This window comes from Pseudomonas entomophila, assembly GCF_013523165.1.
Classification (GTDB): Bacteria; Pseudomonadota; Gammaproteobacteria; order Pseudomonadales; family Pseudomonadaceae; genus Aquipseudomonas; species Aquipseudomonas entomophila_A.
The window spans coordinates 1-21,887 of sequence record NZ_JAAMQI010000009.1 but is presented as its reverse complement, the minus strand read 5'-3'; the positions used below and the strand labels follow the sequence as shown (position 1 = coordinate 21,887).

Below are 21,887 nucleotides of genomic sequence, written 5' to 3'. Positions count from 1 at the left end.
CCTTACGCTCGCTTGCCGATGTCGACACCCAGGCGGCTGAGCGCCAGCTTCAGGGCATCGGCCAGGCTGGCCTTGGTGGTCAACGCGCCGAGGTCCAGGCCCAGGTGCACGATGGTCTGGGCGATCTGCGGCCGCACGCCGCTGATGATCGCGTCGGCGCCCATCAGGCGAATGGCCGTGACGGTCTTGAGCAGATGCTGGGCGACCAGGGTATCGACCGTGGGCACACCGGTGATGTCGATGATGGCGATTTCCGCCCCGGTGTCGACGATGCGCTGGAGCAGCGACTCCATCACGGTCTGGCTGCGCTGCGAATCGAGGGTGCCGATCAAGGGCAAGGCGAGCACGCCGTCCCAGAGCTTGACGACTGGCGTCGAGAGTTCGAGCAGTTCTTCCTGCTGGCGCTTGATCACGCCTTCGCGGGACTTCTGGTAAGTGCGCAGGGTATGCAGGCCCAGGCTGTCGAGCAGTTCCGAGACGCTCAGCAGTTGCGTGGTCAGCTCGGCAGGTTGCTCGCGCAAGGTCTGTTGCAGCAGGCGGAACAGCGGGCCTTTCAAGGCAAAGAGGAACGAGGCCGTCTGGTGCGAGTCATGGCCCTGCTGCGCACGGGAGGTCGACAGCTTGTCGAGGAACCGACGGGTCTGCTCCCAGTGGGCGCCACCGATGTCGGCATCACCGCTCAGGCCTTCGAGCAGCAGTTGCAGAAACTCGGTGGTCTGCTGACGGATGTCGTGCTCCCTGAGATTGCGGGTCGCACCGCGGGTCTCGAGGTCGGCAACCCACTCGCTCAGTAGTTGCGCTTGATGCTGCTTGAGGGTGTGCAACGTGCTGTCGTGCAGTACTGCCATGGTGCGCTCCTGAAGGGTGATGCGGCCCGTGCCGAGGGGGCATGGGCCAACGTGCTGACAGTGACCACCGCGCCACGGGATAGTTGTGCGCGCGGATGAATAATTGCATCGAGCCATCTTACAGGAAGCCGCCATGGCTTGCCGCTGCGCGCGAACCCATGTCATACCTGTGCGGTCCACCGTTTCACGCGACCGTTTCACGCGACCTCTTTCGATCACAGGAGACCGACTGCATGAGCGACACCGACTACGTCCCCCCGCGCGTCTGGACCGAGCCTTCTTCGCCCGAGGGCAAGTTCGCCAGCACCAACCGCGCCGTGGCAGGCCCGACCCATGACAAGACGCTGCCGACCGGCGAGCACCCGTTGCAGCTGTACTCCCTGGCCACCCCCAACGGGGTTAAGGTCACCATCGCCCTGGAAGAACTGCTGGCCCTGGGGCACGCCGACGCCGAATACGATGCCTGGCTCATTCGTATCGGCGAGGGCGACCAATTCTCCAGTGGTTTCGTCGGCGTGAACCCGAACTCCAAGATCCCGGCCTTGCTCGACCGCAGTGTCGAGCCGCCGGTGCGGGTGTTCGAATCCGGCTCGATCCTGCTGTACCTGGCTGAAAAATTCGGTGCGCTGCTGCCCCGTGAACACGCGGCCCGTACCGAAACCTTGAACTGGCTGTTCTGGCAGATGGGGTCGGCGCCCTACCTGGGCGGCGGCTTCGGGCATTTCTACGTCTACGCGCCGCAGAAGATCCAGTACGCCATCGATCGCTTCAGCATGGAGGCCAAGCGGCAGCTGGACGTGCTGGAGCGTCGACTGGCTGAAAGCGCCTACCTGGGCGGTGACGACTACAGCATCGCCGACATCGCGGTCTGGCCCTGGTACGGGCAGCTGGTGCTGGGCAACCTGTACGGCGCGGCCACGTTCCTGTCGGTGCAGGAGTACCCGAACGTGCAGCGCTGGGCCAAGACGATCGCCGAACGTCCGGCGGTCAAGCGCGGCACACGGGTGAACCGGGTGTGGGGCGAGGAAGGCAGCCAGGTGCCGGAGCGGCATTCGGCGGCGGACCTGGACTGACAGGGAGGAAACACGCCCAGGGCGCCGTGGGAGACGCCAGTATCGTCGCCACGTGTGCCCCCGGCAGTGCCAATGTGTAGAAGCGGGCTCGGGCCCTATCGCTGGCAAGCCAGCTCCTACTGGCCCTCATTCCAAGCAACCGCCAGACGTTGGCCTACTGACTGGCCCACCCCGTGGGGGCGGGCCTGCCCGTCTTTTCTCAACCTACCAGGTGCAGGTAATGCATGTGCCGTTCGAAGTGGTCGAGGATGTCGCCAATGACCTCGTCCTTCGACCAGCCCATCACATCGTGGTCCTGCCCCCCTTCACGCAAATGCACTTCGGCACGGAAGTACTTGCGCTCTTCGTTCGGCGTGTCGCTCATCACGAAGCTGGGCATGGCGTAGGCATGAGGACGAATCTCGTAGAGGAACGGGTCGTCCGTCGGGCCGACCTTGAGGATCACGCTGCCCTCCTCGCCTTCGTCCACGCTGCACTCGTACCCCTGGCGGCGCCACTCCTCGGCCACCGACTCGCAGGCAGGGCGACCCACTTCGGCGATGAAACGCTGCACGTGCGAACGGCGAGGGAACATGGCCAGGGTCCGCAAGCGGCGTTGCCAGTTGCTGGCATTGCGCGAGGCCGTCGGTGAGATGGCCAGGGCCTGGTGACGCAGACCGCGCTTGGTGGCATCGAGCTTGAGCGCCTTGAGCAGGCCGCGCATGCTGAACAGCAGTGCGATGGTGAAGGGCAAGGCACTGGCGATGGTGGCGGCCTGTAGCGCTTTGAGGCCGTCGGCCAGCAACAGCGCGATAGCCACCAGGCCCATGCTCGACGCCCAGAAGATGCGCTGACGGACTGGCGTGTTGCCCTGCCCGTTGGATGCCAGCATGTCGACCACCATGGCCCCGGAGTCGGCTGAAGTGACGAAGAACACCACGACCATGACGATGGCCAACGTGCTGATGACGGACGCGAACGGGAAGTGCTCGAGGAAGGCGAACAACGCCAGTGACGTGTCGGTATCCACCGCCTGCGCCAGGTCGGTCAGCCCCTGATCGAGGATCATGTGGATCGCGGTGTTACCGAACACGGTCATCCACAACAGGGTGAAACCGCTGGGTACCAGCAGCACACCGGTCACGAACTCGCGGATGGTGCGACCCCGCGAAATCCGCGCGATGAACAGCCCCACGAACGGTGACCACGCCAGCCACCAGCCCCAGTAGAACAGCGTCCAGCCACCGATCCAGTCGCTTGGCTGATAGGCGTAGAGGTTCAGGGTGCGGCTGACGATCTCGCTCAGGTAGCCCCCGGTGTTCTGCACGAACGTCTGCAGGATCAGCACGGTCGGGCCGAGCACGATCACCATCAGCATCAGCAGTACCGCCAACCCCAGGTTCAGCTCGGACAACCGGCGCACGCCCTTGTCCAGGCCGGACACCACCGACAGGGTTGCCAGGAACGTGGTGCCGATGATCAAGGCGATCTGGATCGGGATCGATACCGGTAGCCCGAACAGGGCGTTGAGCCCGGTGTTGATCTGCGCGACGCCGAAGCCGAGTGAAGTGGCCACCCCCAGCACCGTGCCGATGATCGCAAAGATGTCCACGGCGTGGCCGATCGGCCCGTAGATACGCTCCCCGATCAAGGGGTAGAGCGCCGAACGCAAGGTCAGCGGCAGCCCATGACGGTAGCTGAAATACCCCAGGATCAGCGCCACGATGGCGTAGATCGCCCAGGCATGCAGGCCCCAATGGAAGAAGGTGATGCGCATGGCCTCGCCTGCCGCCTGGATCGTTCCACCGTCGCCATAAGGAGGCTTGGCGAAATGCATCACCGGCTCGGCAACACCGAAGAACATCAAACCGATGCCCATGCCGGCCGAGAACAGCATGGCGAACCAGGTGGTGCTGCTGTAGTCGGGCGTGCTGTGGTCAGGCCCGAGCTTGATGTCGCCGTAGCGGCTGACCGCCAGAAACACCACGGTGCCCAGGATCACGGCGACTGCGAGAATGTAGAACCAACTGACGTTACCGATGATCCAGCCTTGAATCGTGGCGAACAGGTTTTGCGCATGGGTATGAAAGAGACTGGCGTACAGCACCAGAACCAGCAAGATGATCGCCGAGATCCAGAAGACCGGCGGGTTGATTTTGGCAAGTTCGGCGGGTTCGTTCTTCTTATTCATTAATAGGCAACTCCTTGATGCGACGGCAACGCTTTATGCTTGCGCTAACACTCCGACCGGCGGCCTACCAGGACGTTCGCCTCTGAGAACCAAGACGCTGAACGACGCCGGGCGCGCTGCGCGAAGCCACTCGACAAGCGTCGAGCGAGCGGTGCCCTTGATACGATTCACCACATCCGTGGCTTCCCGAAGGGAAGGCATGAAAACACAGGACGCCCCCCGAGGCCACCCGACAGGACAATCGGAGCACCCCTTGCATGCGTTCGCCAGGCGTATTGTCTACCGAGCGGCCAGGCAGTGACAGGGTGTCGTACGGTGCCACGAAGGCAGCCGCAGCATCGCTGCCACCCCATGAGCAGGGCGCCTGGCCTCTCGAACGCCGACGAAAATCACTCGCCTTTGGCGGGCGTCTCGGTGCACCCTATGGCCTGTCAGTAAACGCTCGAGCAAACAGGAATCACGATGTACAGGGCACGATGGTTGGAAGGTGGCGGTTTCATGGCGGACCGCATTGGTAATCACGACTGGACCGACTTCCCCCTTGGGCCACTCGAACACTGGCCGGACACGCTCAAGACCACCCTGGCACTGTGCCTGGCCTCTCGCTTCCCACAGGCCGTGCTCTGGGGGCCCGACCTGCTGACGTTCCACAACGATGCCTTCGCCACCATCCTGGGCGACAAGCCTTCCGCGCTCGGCCGGCCCTTCAGCCAGGTCTGGGAAGAGGCCTGGAGCGACATCAGCGACATGGCCCGGCGCACCCTGCAGGGTGAGGCTTTCTACATCGAGGATTTCCCGCTGGTCATCGACCGCAGCGGCAGCCCTGAACGGGCCTATTTCACCTTCTGCTACAGCCCCATCCGTGACCACGAAGGCCATGTGGTCGGCCTGCTCGACACCGTCACCGAGACGACGGCGACCGTCCTGGCCAACCAGCGCCTGCACTTTCTCGACACCCTGGGCCGGGCCGTCGCCAGCGCCACCGATCCGGCCCTGATCATGGCCACCACCACGCGCATGCTGGGCGAACAGCTGAACCTGTCCAGCTGCGGCTACGGCATGATGGATGCCGACCAGGACTGCTTCAGCATCGATGGCGATTGGGTGGCGGACGACGCTCCGCGCCTGATCGGGCACTATCACCTGTCACGCTTCGGCAGCCTGGCGGTGAGTCGCCTGCGTGCCGGTGCGCCTCTGGTGATCAACGCGCTCGACGAGCTGCCACTTGCGGACGCTGTCAGCTACCAGCAGCTCGGCATCCATGCCTCGGTGTGCATGCCGCTGTTCAAGGACGGCCGTCTGATCGCGCTGATGGCCGTCAATGACCGTGCGCCGCGTGTGTGGAGCGTATACGAGCAGGCGCTGATCCGCGAAGTCACCGAACGGTGCTGGGCCCACATCCAGCGTGTGCAGTCGTTCGCCGAGGCGCGGGCGGCAGCGTCGGCCCTGGCCACGCTCAATGCCACGCTCGAACAGCGTGTCGGTGAACGCACGGCCCAGCTGCAACATGCCGAGGCGGCGCTGCGCCAGTCGCAGAAGCTCGAGGCCATCGGCCAGCTGACGGGCGGCGTCGCGCATGACTTCAACAACCTGCTGACCATCATTCGCTCGTCGATCCACTTTCTCAAGCGCCCGGACCTGGACGAAGCACGGCGTACGCGCTACATCAAGACCATGGCCGACTCGGTCGACCGCGGCGCCAAGCTGACGGGGCAACTGCTGGCCTTCGCGCGGCGTCAGGCCCTGGTGCCAGAAACCTTCGCCGCCGCACCGCGCCTGGCGGCGATCGCCGACATGCTCGACGCCGCCATCGGGTCACGGTTGCAGATCGCGCTGACGCTGCCCGACGCACCCTGCTACATCCACGCCGACCTGGCGCAACTCGAAACCGCCATCGTCAACCTGGTGCTCAATGGGCGCGATGCGATGGGCGGTGAAGGCGTGCTGCGCCTGTGCCTGCACCCCGACCATGCCGTGCCCAGCATGCGCGGGCACCCGCCCTTGCTCGGACGCTTCGCAGCGATTTCGGTGATCGACACCGGTACGGGCATCGCCCCCGAGTTGATCGAACGCATCTTCGACCCCTTCTTCACCACCAAGGCTTCCGGGCAAGGGACCGGCCTGGGGCTGTCGCAGGTCTTCGGCTTCGCCAAGCAGTCGGGCGGCGAGGTGCAGGTACGCAGCGAGCCTGGGCAGAGCACGACGTTCACCCTGTACTTGCCGCAGGTCACTTCGCCAGAGCGCTCGGCCCCGGTGCCGGTTGCCGACGTCCAGCGGTCGTCACGGGAGGCTGCGCGCAGTCACGTGCTGGTCGTCGAGGACAACCTGGACATCGGCAGCTTCGCCGAGCAAATCCTTCAGGACCATGGGTATCGGGTCAGCTGGGCACGCACGGGCGAAGAAGCGCTCGATCTGCTGGACAGCCACGACCTCTGCGTGAACGTGGTCTTCTCGGACGTGATGATGCCGGGCATGAACGGCCTGGCGCTGGCCAAGGCGATCCGTCGACGCCATCCTCAACTGCCGGTGATCCTGACCTCGGGCTACAGCGACGTCATCGCCGAGCGCGGCGTGCAGGGTTTTCCGTTCATCGCCAAGCCTTATTCCGCCGAGCAGGTCTGTGCGCTGCTGGACAAGCTCCTGGATCAGGTCGACGCCTAGGACACCACGCTGGCAGTCATCAGGCGTGCCAGGCTCTGCGCCAGCTCGGCCCGGCGGAACGGCTTGCGCAGGACGTCGAAATCCTGCAATTCGTCGGGCGACAGGTTGGCGTAACCGGTGATGATCAGCACGGGCAACTCCGGTCGCTGTTGCCGCACCAGGCAGGCCAAGCGCGCACCGGTCATGTCCGGCATGATGTGGTCGGTGACCAGCACGTCCACCCCCAGGCCTTGTTCGATCAACTCACGTGCGCAGGCCGCGCTGCCCACTTCGGTGACGTCATAGCCCAGGGTACGCAGTTGCAGGCAGGTGGCGTGACGCACGATGTCTTCGTCATCGACCAGCAGCACACGGGTCACCTGCCGAGCCATGGGCGTCTCGCTGGACGACTCGCACGGGCTGGCGCACGCGGCCTGGCTGGCCGGCAACCAGATGCTGACCTCGGTGCCCTGCCCTTGCGTGGACCGGATGCTGAAGTCGCCTTGCGACTGCAAGGCCAGACCCTGCACCATCGGCAGCCCAAGGCCAGTGCTCTTGCCGATGGTCTTGGTGGAATAGAACGGCTCCATACAGCGGGCGAGCACCTCTTCGCTCATGCCGACACCGGTGTCCGCGACGCGCAGCCAGACGCTGGGGATACCTTGCGCCGTGTGGGCTTCCACGCCCGCGCTGAGGGTCAGCCGCCCACCCTGGGGCATGGCATCACGCGCGTTGACCACCAGGTTCAGGATGGCCAGTTCCAACTGGTGCGGGTCGACGGTCACCGAGGGCAGGCAGGCATTGATGTCCAGCCCGATCTCGATGGTCGGCCCCAGGGAGCGCCCGATCAGCTCGCGCATGTCGCCGATGAGCGTGGCCAGCGAAACCGACTGAGGCTTGAGGGTCTGCCGCTGGGCGAAGCTCAGCAGCCGACCGACCAGGGTGCGCGCACGATCGGCGGCCTGCAGCGCGCCATCGGTGAGCCGCGTACTGCGCGGGTCGTCGTGGCGCAGGCGCAGCAGCTCCAGGGAGGCGATGATGGGCGTGAGCATGTTGTTGAAGTCATGGGCGATGCCGCCGGTCAACTGGCCGACCATCTCCATCTTGCGGGTTTCGTGCAGCTCGGCCAGGGTCGCCTCGCGCTCGGCCAGGGCACTGGCCACGCGCTCCTCCAGGCTTTCGTTCAACGCCAGCAGTTCGGCCTGGGCCTGAACGCGTGCGGTGACGTCGATGCACATGCACAGCATGCCTGCCAGTTCGTCCTGCTCGTGAAGCAGCCGGGTGACCTGCAACTGCACCCACACCGGCTGGCCGTCGGGACGCAGCACGCAACGGGTGACCTGGCGCGGGCCGACATGCCGGGCAGCACCCAGATCGGTCATCCAGGCATCGGGAAGGTCCTGCAGGCGGGTGCCGAGCACGCTGGCACGCGTGCGTCCGAGCATGTCGCAGTAGCGGTCGTTGGCCCGCGTGATGGTCCAGGTACGGTCGCACAGGACGATCCCTGCACTGGCTTGCTCGAACATGGCCGCCAACTGCGTGGAACTGGCCTTGAGCGCCTGTTCGGCGCGGGCATGAACGGCGGCCGCCCAGATGTGCTTGCCGGCCTCGTCCAGCCACTGCACTTGCTGCTCGCGCACCAGGCGAGTGTCGCGCATGTGCACCACGAGCAAGGCCTCGAGTCGCTCGGCGCGATGGATCGGCACGTACAAGGCCGTCGAGCGATGCCCTTGGCTGACCACGTGGTCCTGGACCACGCGATCCTGCTGCAAGGCGTCGAGTGTCGCCGCGTCGAACACAGGGCACAGCGGGACGTCCGCAGGCCACGTGCCCGCCTCGGCCCAGGCTTCACAGACATGCCACGGCTCATCGCGCGTGTCGCAGCGAAGCAGGCTCAGGCGTGCGGCCTCCAGGTCCCGCCCCAGCTGGCACAGGCCTGCCCGCTGGATCTGCTCGGGGTCGCTGAGGGTGAGCAATGACCGACTCAGGGCCAACAGCGAGGCCTGGCGCCGCTGGAACTGCACGCGTTCGGTGGTCTCGGTGACGATGCACAACACCCCGCCGACCTCGCCGTGTTCATCGTGCACGGCCGAGTACGACACGTCGAACCAGGCGGTTTCGCCCAGGCCATGGCGCTCGATATAGAACGGGCGGTCCGTGGCCGAGAACGTCTCGCCCGTTTCGCGCACACCGCGCAGCAGCGGCTCCAGGTCATCCCACAGCTCTCGCCAGTGTTCGATCGCCGGACGGCCCAGGGCATGGGGGTGCTTTGCGCCGATGGTCGGCGCATAGGCATCGTTGTACAGCGCGATGTATTCAGGCCCCCAGAACAGCACGATCTGCGCCTTGGACGGCAGGAGCGTGGCCATGACGGTCTTGAGCGCCATGGGCCAGTCGTGCGGTGCGCCCAGGAGCGGCGTCACGGACGAGGATTGGCACAACAACCGCGCGACGTCGCCGCCTTGGCGCAGGAAGCCCGGTTGTTCGCGATCGATGCAGGTCATGTCTGGGGTGAAGGATCGTGTCATGTCAGCGTGCCCGGCATTCTTCGGTCTGGGCATCTGGTTGCCGTCTGTGCATAGGAGCGTATTGTTGGCGGTACGTTCAATCTGTCGGGGCACCGTCGTGCGACAGGTCGTCACGGGTGCCATACTGCCGCCTTTCCCTACGGCACGGAGCACCTCATGCACAGCAAATCGGTACTGGACCACAAGGACATCCTGCGCATGCTGCAGGCCGCCCGGCAGCATGCCAGCGACCATCACTGGTCCGTGTGCATCGCCATCGTCGACGATGGCGGCCACCCGCTGGCCCTGGAGCGACTCGACGGTTGCGCACCGGCCAGTGCCTACATCGCGCTGGAAAAGGCGCGCAGCGCAGCGCTGGGCCGGCGTGAGACGGTGCAGTACGAGCGCATGGTCAACGAGGGCCGCACGGCCTTCGTGACCGCGCCCCACCTGACCTCCCTCGAAGGGGGCGTCCCGGTCGTGGTCGACGGCCTGGTGATCGGCGCCATCGGCGTCTCGGGCGTACAGGCCGAGCAGGATGCCGAGATCGCCAAGGTCGGGGTCGGCGCGCTGTAGGCTGACCGACTCACGCCTGCGGATCGATCACCACGGGTTCGCCAATGGCATAGAACTGGCCGCCTGCAATGTAGTGCAGGCTGCGCCAGGCCGGCGAAGCGTGCTCGAACAGCCAATGCCCGTCGCGAAACGCCCGGTCATCGGCCCAGGCGGCCACCACCTCGGCGATGAACAGGTCGTAGGTCTGCTGGTTGTGCGGCTCGTCGATCACCCGGCACATCAGCCAGGCCGAGCATCCCTCGACCAGAGGCACCGGGTAGCCGTCCACCGGGTGCAGCACCACGCCACTGGACGCCAGCTTGTCCGGTCGGTCGAGCAGGCTGTGCGTGCCGACCTGATGCGTCAAGGCGGCCTGCCCGACCGTGGGCACCTGAAGCGCCAGCCAGCCGCTGGCCTCGACCAGGGCACGCGTGTGGGCGATCTTGTCGAGGACGATGGTGACCTTTGGCGGCGCGAAGTCCAGGGCGCAGGCCCAGGCGGCGGCCATGACGTTGTCGACGCCGTCGTGCCGGGCCGACACCAGCACGGTGGGGCCATGGTTGAGCAGGCGGTAGGCTTTTTCCAGCGCTACCGGCCGAACGTGTTCATTCATCGATCAGGTTCTGCCTCTCGCTGACGCACGCGTCAGCGCAATTGGTCGTGGATCTTGCTGCGCAGGGTATCGAGGTCGAACGGCTTGGCCAGGATCGGTGCCTTGCGGGTGATCGGGCTGTTGGATTCGAGGATCTCGGCCGGGTAGCCGCTGATGAAGATCACCTTCAGGTCGGGCCGCAGCTTGACCGCCGGCTCGGCGATTTCCACGCCGGAGATACCGCCGGGCAGACGAAAATCAGTGACCATCAGGTCAAGGTGCGGCTTGCTCGCCAGGATGGCAAACGCCTGCTCGCCGTTCTCCGCCACCAGCACGTGATACCCCTCGCCGGCGAGGTAATCGCGCAAGATCATGCGGATCGCCTCCTCGTCCTCGACGATCAGTACGACATCTTGTGCATCTTCACTCATTTCAAAACCTAGATATTCGACAGGATTGGCCATACGACCTTGAGGTCACGCAGAGGTTGCCTGCACCTGACCAGTTTCATGTAGGGACTTGGGCAGCGGCAGCCAGATGCTGAACCGCGAACCCTGGCCTTCTTCGCTGTGGACCTCGATGCGCCCGCCGTGGGCCTGGACGATCTGGTCGGAGATGTACAGGCCCAACCCCAGCCCGGCCACCGACCGGCTCTGGGCCACACGTTCGAACTGCTGGAAGATCCGCTGCTGGTTGGCCAGGCTGATGCCGATGCCCTGATCCTGGACCTGCACGCAGGCCATGCCGTCCTGCTCGAACACGCGCACCTGCACCGGACGCTGCTCGCCATAACGCAGGGCATTGGACAGCAGGTTGGCCAGCACCTGCTCGATGCGCAGCGCATCCCAGCAGCCGCACAAGGTCTCGCAAGGCTCCAGCTCGATGGTGGTGCCCAGTGCGGCGGCCTGGGCTTCGAAGTTTTCGACCAGCGCCTGCACCACCCGATCCAGTTCACAGGTGTCGGGCCTGATCGACAGCTTGCCGGTACGAATGCGCGAAACGTCGAGCATGTCGTCGATCAGCCGGATCAGGCTGTTGATCTGGCGTTCGTCGCGCTCGGTCATGGCCTTGAGCTTGTCGAGCGAGAAAGCCTCCAGGTTCCCGTTGATCAAGTGCATCTTGCGCAACTGGGTTTCGAGGATCAGGCCATTGAGCGGCGTGCGCAGCTCGTGCGAAACGATCGACATGAAGTCGTCGCGCATGCTCACCGCCCGCTCCAGCTCGGTCTGGGTGGACTGCAACTGCTCCAGCAGCACGGCCTGCTCCTGTCGGTTGCGTTCGATCGCCTCGAGCTGCCGGCCGAGGATCTGCCGCTGACAGTACAAGTCGACGAACACCGAGACCTTGCTCTTCACCGCCTGGGTGTCCAGCGGCTTGTGCAGGAAATCCACGGCGCCGCTTTCGTAGCCCTTGAACGCGTAGTTCATCTCACGCCCTGCGGCGCTGACGAACACGATCGGGATGTGTTTGGTCTTCTCCGCGCCACGCATCAGCTCGGCCAGCTCGAAGCCATTCATGCCCGGCATCTGCACGTCGAGAATGGCCAGGGCGAATTCGTGCTCGAGCAGCAGCATCAGCGCCTGCTCGGCGGACAGCGCCTGATGGACCTCGCGGCGGTCGCCCCGGATCAAGGCGTCGAGTGCCAGAAGGTTCTCCGGCAGATCGTCGACGATCAGTAGCTTGGCGGTGATGGTGTTCAACATGCGCTCGATTCCAGGGTAGCGAGCAACTGCCCGATACCGCTCAGGGTAAGAAGATGGTCAGGCTGGTGCAGGGCCAACGCGGCCTCGGGCATCAGACTGACCTCGGCATCACGAGGATCCTGGACCACGGTCCGACCACCCTTGCGTTTGATACAGGCCAGGCCACGGGCCCCGTCTTCGTTGGCACCGGTCATCAAGACCCCCAGCAGCGCCTCGCCATAGGCGTCGGCTGCCGACTCGAAGAGCAGGTCGATGGCCGGGCGCGAATGGTGCACCGGTGCCTCCTGGCTCAACGACAGGCTGAAGTCGCGCTCGATCGACAGGTGATACCCCGGCCCTGCCACGTAGATCCAACCCGGCTCGAGCGTGGCCTTGTCCAGGGCTTCGCAGACCGGGCGCGACAAGCGCCGTTGCAGGACCTCGGCCAGATGACTGGGCCGCCCTTCGGGCAGGTGCAGGATACACACCACCGGCAAGGCGAAGGCCTGAGGCAGCGCACCGAGCACCTGAAACAGTGCCGAGACGCCGCCTGCCGAGGCGCCGATGACCACCGCACGGATCGCCTTCATGACTTGCGGTAGATCCGTTCAGGCTTGACCAGCTGCGTGAAACGACCGCTGTAGGCCGAGAAGTCGACCGACTCCTTGCTGCCGAGCAACAGGAAGCCGCGATGACACAGCGACTCATGAAACAGGCCGAAGGCACGGTCTTGCAAGCTTTTATTGAAATAAATCAGCACATTGCGGCAAGACACCAGCTGCGTCTCGGAAAACACACTGTCGGTGGCCAGGCTGTGATCCGCGAAGGTGACGTTTTCGCGCAGGCTGCCATCCATGATCACGTGGTCATAGGCGGCCGTGTAGTAGTCGGCGAAATCGCGGCGGCCACCGGCCAGGCGATAGTTATCGGCGTACTGCTCGATGTCGTTCAAGGCATAGATGCCCTGCTTGGCCTTGTCCAGCGAGCTGGGGTTGATGTCGGTGGCATAGAGGATCGTGCGCTCGAGCAGCCCTTCCTCGCGCAACAGGATCGCCATCGAATAGACCTCCTCGCCCGTGCTGCATCCGGCGATCCAGACCTTGATCGATGGCCAGGTGCGCAGCAACGGCACCACCTCGGTGCGCAGCGCCAGGAAGTGCCCTGGGTCGCGAAACATTTCGCTGACCGGAATCGTCAGGTACTGCAGCAGCTGCATGAACATCGCCGGATCGTGCAGCACGCGCTCCTGCAGGGCCGAAACCGTGCGGCAGTCGAACTGGCCGAGTGCGTGCTGGATGCGCCGCTTGATCGACGCACCCGAGTAGTCGCGGAAATCGTAGCTGTACTTGAGGTAGATCGCCTCGATCAGCAGCCGGATCTCGATATCGGTATTGCTGTGGGTACTCAAATTCGCTCCAGTTGCGGCAGCCAGACGCGGATCAGGGAGAACAGTCGGTCAAGGTCGATCGGCTTGGCCAGGTAGTCGTTGGCGCCCGCCTGCAGGCAGCGGTGCTGGTCGTCCTTCATGGCTTTGGCCGTGACGGCGATGATCGGCAGCTTGCGCCATTCGGGACGCTGGCGAATCAACCGGGTGGCCTCGTAGCCGTCCATCTCCGGCATCATCACGTCCATCAGCACCAGGTCGATGTCGTCGTGCTGCTCGAGCCGCTCGATGGCTTCGCGGCCATTGCGGCCGATCTCCACATGGGCGCCCTTGTGCTCCAGCGCGCTGGTGAGAGCGAAGATGTTGCGCACGTCGTCATCGACCAGCAGGATCTTGCGCCCCTCGAACACCTTGTCGCGGCTGCGAGCGGTCTTGAGCATGCGCTGGCGCTCGTGGGAGAGCTGCGATTCGACCTTATGCAGGAACAGCGTGACCTCGTCGAGCAGGCGCTCGGGCGACCGGGCGCCCTTGATGATGATCGAGCGCGAGTACTTGAGCAGGTCGGCTTCTTCGTCGCGGGTCAGGTTGCGCCCGGTGTAGACGATCACCGGCGGGAAGGCGCGGATGTCCTCGGTGGTCATGCGCTTGAGCAGCTCGTTGCCGAGCATGTCCGGCAGCTTGAGGTCGATGATCATGCAGTCGTAGACGTGGGCATGGAGCAGTTCCAGGGCTTCGCCGGCCGTACCGACTGCAGTGATCTCCACGTCTTCGTCGCCGATCAGCATGGCGATGCTCTCGCGTTGCAGCGCGTCGTCCTCCACCAGCAGGATGTGCTTGAGCTTCTGCGTCAGCTTGGCCTCGAGACGACCGAAGACCTCCTTGAGCTGCTCGCGACTGGCCGGCTTGACCGCATACCCCACCGCGCCCATGTGCATGGCGGCCTCGACCCGGTCCTCGACCGAGATGATGTGCACCGGGATGTGCCGTGTGTCGGGTTGTTCCTTGAGCCGTTGCAGCACGGTGAGGCCGGAATGGTCTGGCAGGCGCATGTCCAGCAGGATGGCATCGGGGATGTAGCGGGCGGCCAGCTCGAAACCATCGTCGGCGGCGTGGGCGACCAGGCAGTGGTAGCCCAGCTCATGGGCCAGGTCATAGAGAATGCGGGCGAAGTTCGGCTCGTCCTCGATCACCAGGATGCAGCGCTTGTCGAAAGGCGCATGCTGCCGGTCGTCGGTGAAGGTCGGCGCGACCCGTACCACCGGCGCTTGCGGCAGTGCCACGGGCACTGCCAGCGCGGCGGGCAGCGCCGCAGGTACGGGTGCTTCTTTCTTGGGTGCGAGCGTTTCGCCGGGCTCGTAATGCGCGGGCAGCGTGAGGCTGAACAGGCTGCCCTCCCCTGGCGTACTGCTGACCTGGATCTGCCCGCCCAGCAGACGCGCCAGGTCGCGGGAAATGGACAACCCCAGGCCCGTGCCGCCAAAGCGTCGGTTGCTGGTGCCGTCGACCTGGTGGAAGGCCCCGAAAATGGCTTCGTGCTGATCGGCAGGAATGCCGATGCCGCTGTCACGCACGGCGAACACCAGGCCCTGGTCAGGTGCAGGGCTGACCGTCAGGCTGACGCGGCCTTTGTCGGTGAACTTGATGGCATTGGACAGCAGGTTCTTGAGGATCTGTTCCAGGCGCTGGCGGTCGGTGAACAGGGCTGCCGGCACGTCCGGTTCGAGGCTGACTTCGAAGGTCAGGCCCTTGTCCTGGGCCAGCGGCTCGAACATCGACTGCAAGCCGCCGACCAGGCGCGTCACCGGGGTATGCTCCGGACGCATGTCGAGCTTGCCGGCCTCGACCTTGGCGATGTCGAGAATGTCGTTGATCAGGTTGAGCAGGTCATTGCCGGCCGAATAGATCGACTCGGCGAACTTCACCTGGTCGGCGCTGAGGTTGCCTTGGCCGTTCTCGGCCAGCAACTTGGCCAGGATCAACGAACTGTTGAGCGGCGTGCGCAGCTCATGGGACATGTTGGCGAGGAACTCGGACTTGTAGCGGCTCGACTGCTGCAAGGCATCGGCCCGGGCCTGCAGCTCGATCTGCGCCTGGTTGAGCTCGTTGTTCTTGAGGTCCAGCGCATCGGTGCGCTCGGCGAGCTGCTCGTTGGTCTGCTCCAGCTCGGCCTGCTGCGTCTCCAGGTAGGCCTGGGACTCCTTGAGCACACGTGACTGTTCCTCGAGTTCTTCGTTGGCGGTCTTGAGTTCTTCCTGCTGGACCTGCAGCTCCTCGTTGAGTTGCTGGGTCTCGGCCAGCACCTCCTGCAGGCGCTGACGATAGCGCGCGGTCTCGATCGACAGGCCGAGGTTGTCCGCCACCTGCTCGAGCAGTTCGGTGTCGCGATCGGACAGCGGACGCAGGAAGCCCAGTTCGAGCACGCCGTTGACCTGCCCATCGTCGCGCGTCGGCACCAGCAGCGCGCTGCGCGGCAGGCCGTCACCGAGGCCGGAGCTGAGTCGGTAGTAATCGGCCGGCAGCGTGTCGAGGCGCAGTTGCCGCCCTTGCCCGACGACCTGGGCCAGCAGGCCCTCGTGGCCCTGGAGCACCTGGTCACGCGCCTGCGCCTCGGCGCCCAGGCCATAACTGGCCACGCGGATCAGCTGGCCGTGCGCGTTACGCACGTAGAAGGCCCCGACCACGCTGCCCAGGTAACTGGCGAAGAACCGCAACGTGTTGTCCCCGAGCATCGCCAGGGTGAGCTGACCGAGCACCTGCTCGGCCAGTTGCGTCTGTCCATTGCGCAACCAGGCCTGGTGTTCCAGGCGTTCGGCAGCACGTTGCTGGGCCTGGAGGTTGGCGACGTAGCTGTCCGACAGGGCCAGCAGATCGCGCCGACCCAGGTAGGCCAGCAGACCGCTGAGCGAGACCAGCAGCAGGATGAAGGTGGTGATGCCGGTCACGGTGGCCGTGCTGACCGTGTCGTGCCGCATGGAGCGCAACTGCTGTTCGCTGCTGATGAACGCGTCGAATTCGCGGCGGATCTCGTCGGTCAGGCGCTTGCCGCGCCCATTGCCGATGGCTTGCTGGTAGGCGCCCTGGCTGCGGCGCAGCGCGATCATCTCGCTGGCGAACTGGTTCCAGGCGTTCTGCAGCGCGATCAGGCGGTTGACCCGGTCGACCTGCTGCGGGTTGTCGTCGACCAGCTCGCGCAGGTCCTCGAGCCCCTGGAGCACGCGGGGCTTGGCCACTTCGTAGGGGTCCAGGAAGCTTTCATTGCCGGTGATCAGGAAGCCACGCATGCCGGTTTCCAGGTCGATCGACAGCTTGACCGCCTCGTTGGCGTTACCGATGGTGCGGTCGGTGTGCTCGACCCACTGCATCGCGGACAACAGGTAGGCGACCACGCCGACGAAGGCGACGGTGCCCAGCAGGCCCAAGCCCAGCGGCAGGCCGACGTTGCGCGCCAGCAGCTTGCGAAAACTGCGCTGGTCCATGGAGGCGGCTTGAATCATGTAGGAAGGCCCGAACGAAAGATCCGAAGAAAAAAGTGCGCGTGATCGAACTGCACAGGGTTTGTACTCTCAAAGCTGGCGTCGACATCGGCCAGGTGATGCGGCCAGAGGCGCACGACCGGGCTGTGCTCGACCGGAATCAGAAACCCGCGTGCGACAAACGTTCCCTCGCTGCCACGGCAACGTTATGCTGACGGAACTTCTGCCCCCTCGCGGGGCACAGAATATAGAATATTTGCGTACAGGATTCTAATGATGCCCACCCTGCTCGTCGTCGAAGATGACGATATCGTCCGCATGTTGACGGTCGAAGTGCTCGACGAACTGGCGTATTCCGTCCTGGAAGCCGAGGACGCTGCCGCAGCGCTGAAGATCCTGAGCGATCCCGACACGGTGGTCGACCTGATGATGACCGACGTCGGCCTGCCGGACATGAGAGGTACCGATCTGGCCCTCAAGGTCCGGGCCGAGCGCCCCGACCTGCCCATCCTGTTCGCCAGCGGCTATGCCGACAGCCTCCAGGTGCCAGAAGGCATGCATTCGATCGGCAAGCCTTACAGCATCGATGCCTTGCGGGACAAGGTGCAGAGCATCCTGGCCTGAGTCGACAGGCGCTGGCGCAACCCCAGGCGAAGCGGCTCAGGGCCGCCTGAGCAGATAGACGTCCATGATCCAGCCTTTCTCTTGCCGCAAGCGGTCGCGGGTCTCGAGGATCCGTTCGCGAACCTCGGACAACGGGCCGGCGATGAGCACTTCGTCTGCGCTGCCCAGGTAGGCGCCCCAGTAGATGAACACGCCAGGCTCGTCGAGCCCGGCGAACGCGCAGTTGCCGTCGAGCATCACCACCCGGTCGTGCGCGGACGGGTACTGCGCCAGTTGCCGACCTGGCAGAATCGTCAGCGGCTGGCCCAGCCGGGTCAAGGGCACCTGGTGACGCGCTGCCAGCGCCTGAACGCTGCTGATCCCCGGAATGACCTCCACTTCGTAGGCCCCGCCTTGTCGGACGATGTGCTCGAGGATGCGCAGCGTACTGTCGTACAGCCCAGGATCGCCCCATACCAGAAACGCACCGACCGCGTCGGTCGCCAGTTCGTCCTCGAGCGCCTTGGCATACAGGCATGCACGCTGGCGGTGCCAGTCGCCGACCGCGCCTTGATAATCCGCTTCGCGCACGTCACGACGTGGGTCTTGAAGCATGACCACACGGTAGCGGTCAGGCTCGAGATAACGATGCAGCAAGGCGATGCGCGCCTGGCGCAGGTCGGCCGTGCGCGCGCCCTTGTCATGCACGAAGAACACCGAGGCACTGCGCATCGCCTCGACCGCCTCGAAGGTGACCTGCCGTGGATCACCAGGCCCCATGCCGATCAGCAGCAAACGTTTCATGAAAGAAGGTTCCTGAAAGAGGGATGGGCATTCGAAGGCCGATGACATGCACCTGGCCTTATCAAGTTTGCAAGGCGTTTCAGTGCAGCGCAAAAGTATGGAAAGTTCCTTTCTCGTACACAGAATGTTTTAGTTTACCTGGCGTATCGTCGCTACTACACTCGAAGGTGTCCACGCATTTGAAGTAGAGTGTTTCAACCTTCTTCGTACTTCACCTTATTGATCGACGCCCAGGAGTGTCCCTCGTGTCCAGACTTGTTGAGTTCCGTGCTGCCGAAAAAGCCCTGCAGACGCAAATCGCGCAACTTGAATCGATGAAGCAAGACGCCAGCCTCAAGCGTGAAATCGAGTTCGAAGAAAAACTGCTGGAGTTGATGAAAGGCTACAAGAAAGGCCTGAACGACATCGTCGACATCCTCGACCCGCACCATCGCGAGCAGGCGTCGCCAAAGTCCGGCAGTGCGCCCAAGAAGGCAACGCGCCGCGCCCGTCAGGTCAAGGTCTACGAAAACCCGCATTCCGGTGAGTTGATCGAGACGAAAGGCGGCAACCACCGCGGCTTGAAAGCCTGGAAACAGGAGTATGGCGCCGATACCGTAGAAAGTTGGGTTCGCTCATGATTCATCGACGCACGCTTCACACTTTTTTCACAGCGGCTCTTGCATCATTGAGCCAGCTAACGGATTAGCGACCCCATCACGCGCCCGCACATGCGGGCCTCTCTTCCAGCGCCCTGCTCCTCTCGAGCAGGGCGCTTTCATTTGCGCAATCGATTCACTGCCGTATCATGAACCTTCGTCTGACCGTCGGACCTGTCGTCCGACCTAGCCCTGGAGCTTCCATGAGCCTGCAAACCCTCGCCCACCTGCCAGGTGTCACCGCGCAACCGGATGCGGCCACCGCGCAGTTCGTGTTCAACCACACCATGTTGCGGGTCAAGGACATCACCCGCTCGCTGGACTTCTATACCCGTATCCTGGGGTTCACCTTGGTCGAGAAGCGTGACTTCGCCGAGGCGAAGTTCAGCCTGTACTTCCTGGTACTGGCAGAGGCCTCCCAGATCCCGGAAGACGATGCCAAGCGCACCGAGTGGATGAAGTCGATCCCCGGCGTGCTCGAGCTGACTCACAATCACGGCACCGAGCACGAAGAAGGCGCCGTGTATCATGACGGCAACAGCGACCCGCGTGGCTTTGGCCATATCTGCGTGTCCGTGCCGGACATCCAGTCGGCTTGCGAACGCTTCGAGCAGCTCGACGTGCCGTTCCAGAAGCGCCTCACCGATGGCCGCATGAAGAGCATCGCCTTCATCAAGGACCCGGACGGCTACTGGGTCGAGATCATCCAGCCTACCGCCCTGTAAGTACGTTCGTCGGGCCAGGCCTGCCTGGCCCCTTGCGCGTGGTATATCGGAGAGACCGCACTTCCCGACCATCTTTGACGAGGTAAGGACGATGCATACCCTGAGCTGCCACTACCGCGATCACCTCATTACCGCACGCGTCGAGACCCACTCCGGGCTCGTCACGCCTTATGCAGGCGGCTGCGCCATCACCGACCCGGACGGCCATACCGGTCGACGTGTGCCCTTGCCCTATAGCGGGCATTTCATGGCCGACCTGGACAATGCGCAACACGCGTCACTGGCCCATGGTCGTTGGCTGGTGGATCAGAAGCTCGGCCCTGCGCACTGATGCCGATCGGCCTTGAGATCAGCCCTCACGCGCATAGGCAACGGCGGCGGCCACCTGGTCGTCGTCCGGGCGAATGCCGGTGTAGAGCACGAACTGCTCCAACGCCTGCAAGGCAATCACGTCGAGCCCGGTGATGACCGGTTTGCCGGCAGCCTGTGCGCGTCGCACGAGGGGTGTCTGGGCTGGCAGCGCGACCACGTCGATCACCCGTTCGGCCGCGTCCACGGCCTGCTCGGGGAATGCCAACCGCTCGGCCTCGGGGCCGCCACTCATGCCGATCGGTGTGACGTTCACCAGCATGGGCGGGCACAGGTCGCCCAGTTCCGACTGCCATCGATAGCCGCACAGGTCGGCCAGGTGGCGGCCTGCCTGTTCATTGCGCGCAATGATCATGCCCTGGGTGAACCCCGCATCGCGCAAGGCGCAGGCCACGGCCTTGGCCATGCCACCGCTGCCACGCAGGGCGAAGGCCGTGGTGGGGTCGATCTGGTGCAGGTCGAGCAGTTGGCGAATGGCCAGGTAGTCGGTGTTGAAGGCCTTGAGATGGCCCCCGGTGTTGACCAGCGTGTTGACCGATTCGATCGCAGCTGCCGAGGGATCGAGCTCATCCACCAGGGCCAGGCAGGCTTCCTTGTAAGGCATGGACACGCCGCACCCGCGGATGCCCAGCGCACGGATGCCCGCCACGGCCGCAGGCAGGTCATCGGTGCTCATGGCCTTGTAGTAGTAATCCAACCCCAGCTGTTGGTACAGGTGGTTGTGAAAACGCACCCCGAACGTGCCGGGCCGTCCGGCCAGCGACATGCACAGTACGGTGTCTCGGCTAGGGGGGACGGCGGTCATGGACAGGGCTCCTTGGATGATGAGTGTGCAGGCGTCGGCCGCTGGTCGGGCCTTACACAACCTTTACCCATTGCGCGTGTTCGGGCAAGCGGTTTGGCAGTCAAATAGACAGTCCCCGAACCTGGGGTTTTGCGAGGATAGCAGCAATGAACCGTCTTCTTCCCGGCGTGGTCCTGTTGACCGGCATCCTGGCCTTCAGCGGCCCGGCCGCCGCCCATGGCGGTGGCTGGCGCGGCGCAGGCCCGGTGCTAGGTGCCGCCGTGGTGGGCGCCGTGGTCGGGGCCGTGGTTTCAGGTGGCCACGACCGGCCGGCGTACGTCGAGCGGCAACCGGTCTATTACGAGCGACAACCGGTCTACTACGAGCCCGCCCCCGTCTACATCCAGGCTCCCCCGCCGCCGGTGTACTACCAGCCTCAGCCGTATGTCGTCGAGCGCTACACGCGCGTACTGCCGCCGCCGCCACCGCCGCAGTACTACCGCCATTACGGTCCGCCGCCGGGGTACTACGGCCCTCCGCGCTGGTGACAGGCGCCAGGGTAAGTACGCTGGACCTGGATAAGGCTCCAGGCGTAAACAGGAGCGCGTTTGCCTGTTGTGACGCCAGTGCAGTCCAGGGTGTATGACCGGCTTGCCCGCGACCGGACCTGATCAGGCAGCGTCTGCATCGCGGGCAAGCCCGCCCCCACAGGGGCCAGTCAGTGGGCTGATACCGGGCAGTTGCCTCGAATGTGGGTCGGTGGGAGTCCGCCCGCCGCCTTGGCGCCGCGCTGTCGCGCAGAGAACATGACGATAATTAGCAGGGTCCGGGGCTTACTGCTAATCGATTTTAGGGCCGCTTTGCGGCCCATCGCGGCACAGGGGCCGCTCCTTGTATCTCGACTTTTGCCTCATTGCAGGCCAAAGTTCTCGACTGATCATCGAGGGAAGGCCATGAAGCAGAGCCGCTCCTAGGGCATCGAGCCCGCATTGTAGATATGCTCGGGCCTTCCACCCTCACTCGAACAGTTCGAACGGTAT

At 64.4% G+C, this 21,887-nt stretch carries 18 protein-coding genes and 2 pseudogenes; 8 read left to right on the top strand and 12 right to left on the bottom strand.

Annotated features, from left to right (window positions below; genetic code table 11):
* Positions 1-2: 2 nt before the first annotated feature.
* On the bottom strand, positions 3-848 hold the full coding sequence (locus tag G7Z99_RS09265; RefSeq protein WP_181093411.1) for an STAS domain-containing protein: 846 nt from the start codon (positions 846-848) through the stop codon (positions 3-5).
* Positions 849-1,081: 233 nt separating this feature from the next.
* Here G7Z99_RS09265 and yghU point away from each other — a divergent pair, with 233 nt between their 5' ends.
* A complete protein-coding gene (gene yghU / locus G7Z99_RS09260; protein ID WP_181093410.1) occupies positions 1,082-1,921 on the top strand; it encodes a glutathione-dependent disulfide-bond oxidoreductase in 840 nt (279 codons plus the stop codon).
* A 199-nt stretch (positions 1,922-2,120) separates the two neighbouring features.
* Here the strand turns inward: yghU and G7Z99_RS09255 are convergent, their stop codons facing one another.
* Positions 2,121-4,091 (bottom strand): BCCT family transporter, encoded by a 1,971-nt coding sequence (locus tag G7Z99_RS09255; RefSeq protein WP_181093409.1) that lies wholly within the window; start codon positions 4,089-4,091, stop codon positions 2,121-2,123.
* A gap of 498 nt (positions 4,092-4,589) precedes the next feature.
* On the opposite strand from G7Z99_RS09255, the gene G7Z99_RS09250 reads away from it, so the two are divergent.
* Positions 4,590-6,752, top strand: coding sequence for a GAF domain-containing hybrid sensor histidine kinase/response regulator (locus G7Z99_RS09250; protein ID WP_181093408.1), 2,163 nt, complete (start codon positions 4,590-4,592; stop codon positions 6,750-6,752).
* On the opposite strand, the gene G7Z99_RS09245 is transcribed toward G7Z99_RS09250, so the two are convergent.
* Positions 6,749-9,259 (bottom strand): PAS domain S-box protein, encoded by a 2,511-nt coding sequence (locus G7Z99_RS09245; RefSeq protein ID WP_258196990.1) that lies wholly within the window; start codon positions 9,257-9,259, stop codon positions 6,749-6,751. The genes G7Z99_RS09250 and G7Z99_RS09245 overlap by 4 nt on opposite strands.
* 156 nt (positions 9,260-9,415) lie before the next feature.
* Here G7Z99_RS09245 and G7Z99_RS09240 point away from each other — a divergent pair, with 156 nt between their 5' ends.
* The gene (locus tag G7Z99_RS09240) at positions 9,416-9,814 is read left to right on the top strand and encodes a heme-binding protein (RefSeq protein WP_181093407.1); all 399 of its coding nucleotides are present in this window, start codon (positions 9,416-9,418) and stop codon (positions 9,812-9,814) included.
* 10 nt (positions 9,815-9,824) lie between these two features.
* Here G7Z99_RS09240 and G7Z99_RS09235 read toward each other — a convergent pair whose 3' ends face one another.
* The 7 genes and pseudogenes from G7Z99_RS09235 to G7Z99_RS20280 form a co-directional block, all read right to left on the bottom strand.
* The gene (locus G7Z99_RS09235; RefSeq protein WP_181093406.1) at positions 9,825-10,406 is read right to left on the bottom strand and encodes a flavin reductase family protein; all 582 of its coding nucleotides are present in this window, start codon (positions 10,404-10,406) and stop codon (positions 9,825-9,827) included.
* Between the two features lie 32 nt (positions 10,407-10,438).
* Complete coding sequence (locus tag G7Z99_RS09230) at positions 10,439-10,816, bottom strand: response regulator (RefSeq protein WP_060394135.1); 378 nt, start codon at positions 10,814-10,816, stop codon at positions 10,439-10,441.
* Between the two features lie 45 nt (positions 10,817-10,861).
* A complete protein-coding gene (locus G7Z99_RS09225; RefSeq protein ID WP_181093405.1) occupies positions 10,862-12,088 on the bottom strand; it encodes a hybrid sensor histidine kinase/response regulator in 1,227 nt (408 codons plus the stop codon).
* Positions 12,082-12,657 (bottom strand): chemotaxis protein CheB, encoded by a 576-nt coding sequence (locus tag G7Z99_RS09220; RefSeq protein ID WP_181093404.1) that lies wholly within the window; start codon positions 12,655-12,657, stop codon positions 12,082-12,084. The genes G7Z99_RS09225 and G7Z99_RS09220 overlap by 7 nt, the downstream gene beginning before the upstream one ends.
* Positions 12,654-13,475, bottom strand: a complete 822-nt coding sequence (locus G7Z99_RS09215) for a CheR family methyltransferase (protein ID WP_181093403.1) — start codon at positions 13,473-13,475, stop codon at positions 12,654-12,656. Before G7Z99_RS09215 ends, G7Z99_RS09220 begins: the two co-directional genes overlap by 4 nt.
* Positions 13,472-16,357 (bottom strand): annotated as a pseudogene (locus G7Z99_RS09210) (response regulator); the annotation flags it as partial. The gene G7Z99_RS09215 and the pseudogene G7Z99_RS09210, both read right to left, overlap by 4 nt.
* Positions 16,358-16,477: 120 nt before the next feature.
* Positions 16,478-16,813 (bottom strand): annotated as a pseudogene (locus G7Z99_RS20280) (CHASE3 domain-containing protein); the annotation flags it as partial.
* 387 nt (positions 16,814-17,200) lie between these two features.
* Here G7Z99_RS20280 and G7Z99_RS09205 point away from each other — a divergent pair.
* Positions 17,201-17,548: a response regulator gene (locus tag G7Z99_RS09205; protein WP_181093401.1), complete on the top strand. Its 348-nt coding sequence runs from the start codon at positions 17,201-17,203 to the stop codon at positions 17,546-17,548.
* Positions 17,549-17,584: 36 nt separating this feature from the next.
* On the opposite strand, the gene cobF is transcribed toward G7Z99_RS09205, so the two are convergent.
* Positions 17,585-18,331: a precorrin-6A synthase (deacetylating) gene (cobF, locus tag G7Z99_RS09200; protein ID WP_181093400.1), complete on the bottom strand. Its 747-nt coding sequence runs from the start codon at positions 18,329-18,331 to the stop codon at positions 17,585-17,587.
* Between the two features lie 245 nt (positions 18,332-18,576).
* Between cobF and G7Z99_RS09195 the strand changes: the two genes are divergently transcribed.
* From G7Z99_RS09195 to G7Z99_RS09185, 3 genes are all read left to right on the top strand, one after another.
* Positions 18,577-18,951 carry a histone-like nucleoid-structuring protein, MvaT/MvaU family gene (locus tag G7Z99_RS09195; protein WP_181093564.1) on the top strand — a complete coding sequence of 125 codons (375 nt, stop codon included), beginning with the start codon at positions 18,577-18,579 and terminating at the stop codon, positions 18,949-18,951.
* A gap of 221 nt (positions 18,952-19,172) precedes the next feature.
* On the top strand, positions 19,173-19,694 hold the full coding sequence (gene gloA, locus G7Z99_RS09190) for a lactoylglutathione lyase (RefSeq protein ID WP_181093399.1): 522 nt from the start codon (positions 19,173-19,175) through the stop codon (positions 19,692-19,694).
* A gap of 91 nt (positions 19,695-19,785) precedes the next feature.
* A complete protein-coding gene (locus G7Z99_RS09185) occupies positions 19,786-20,025 on the top strand; it encodes a hypothetical protein (RefSeq protein WP_181093398.1) in 240 nt (79 codons plus the stop codon).
* Positions 20,026-20,043: 18 nt separating this feature from the next.
* Here the strand turns inward: G7Z99_RS09185 and G7Z99_RS09180 are convergent, their stop codons facing one another.
* A complete protein-coding gene (locus tag G7Z99_RS09180; RefSeq protein WP_181093397.1) occupies positions 20,044-20,868 on the bottom strand; it encodes a shikimate 5-dehydrogenase in 825 nt (274 codons plus the stop codon).
* A 146-nt stretch (positions 20,869-21,014) separates the two neighbouring features.
* On the opposite strand from G7Z99_RS09180, the gene G7Z99_RS09175 reads away from it, so the two are divergent.
* Positions 21,015-21,395, top strand: a complete 381-nt coding sequence (locus tag G7Z99_RS09175) for a hypothetical protein (protein WP_181093396.1) — start codon at positions 21,015-21,017, stop codon at positions 21,393-21,395.
* Positions 21,396-21,887 lie beyond the last annotated feature (492 nt).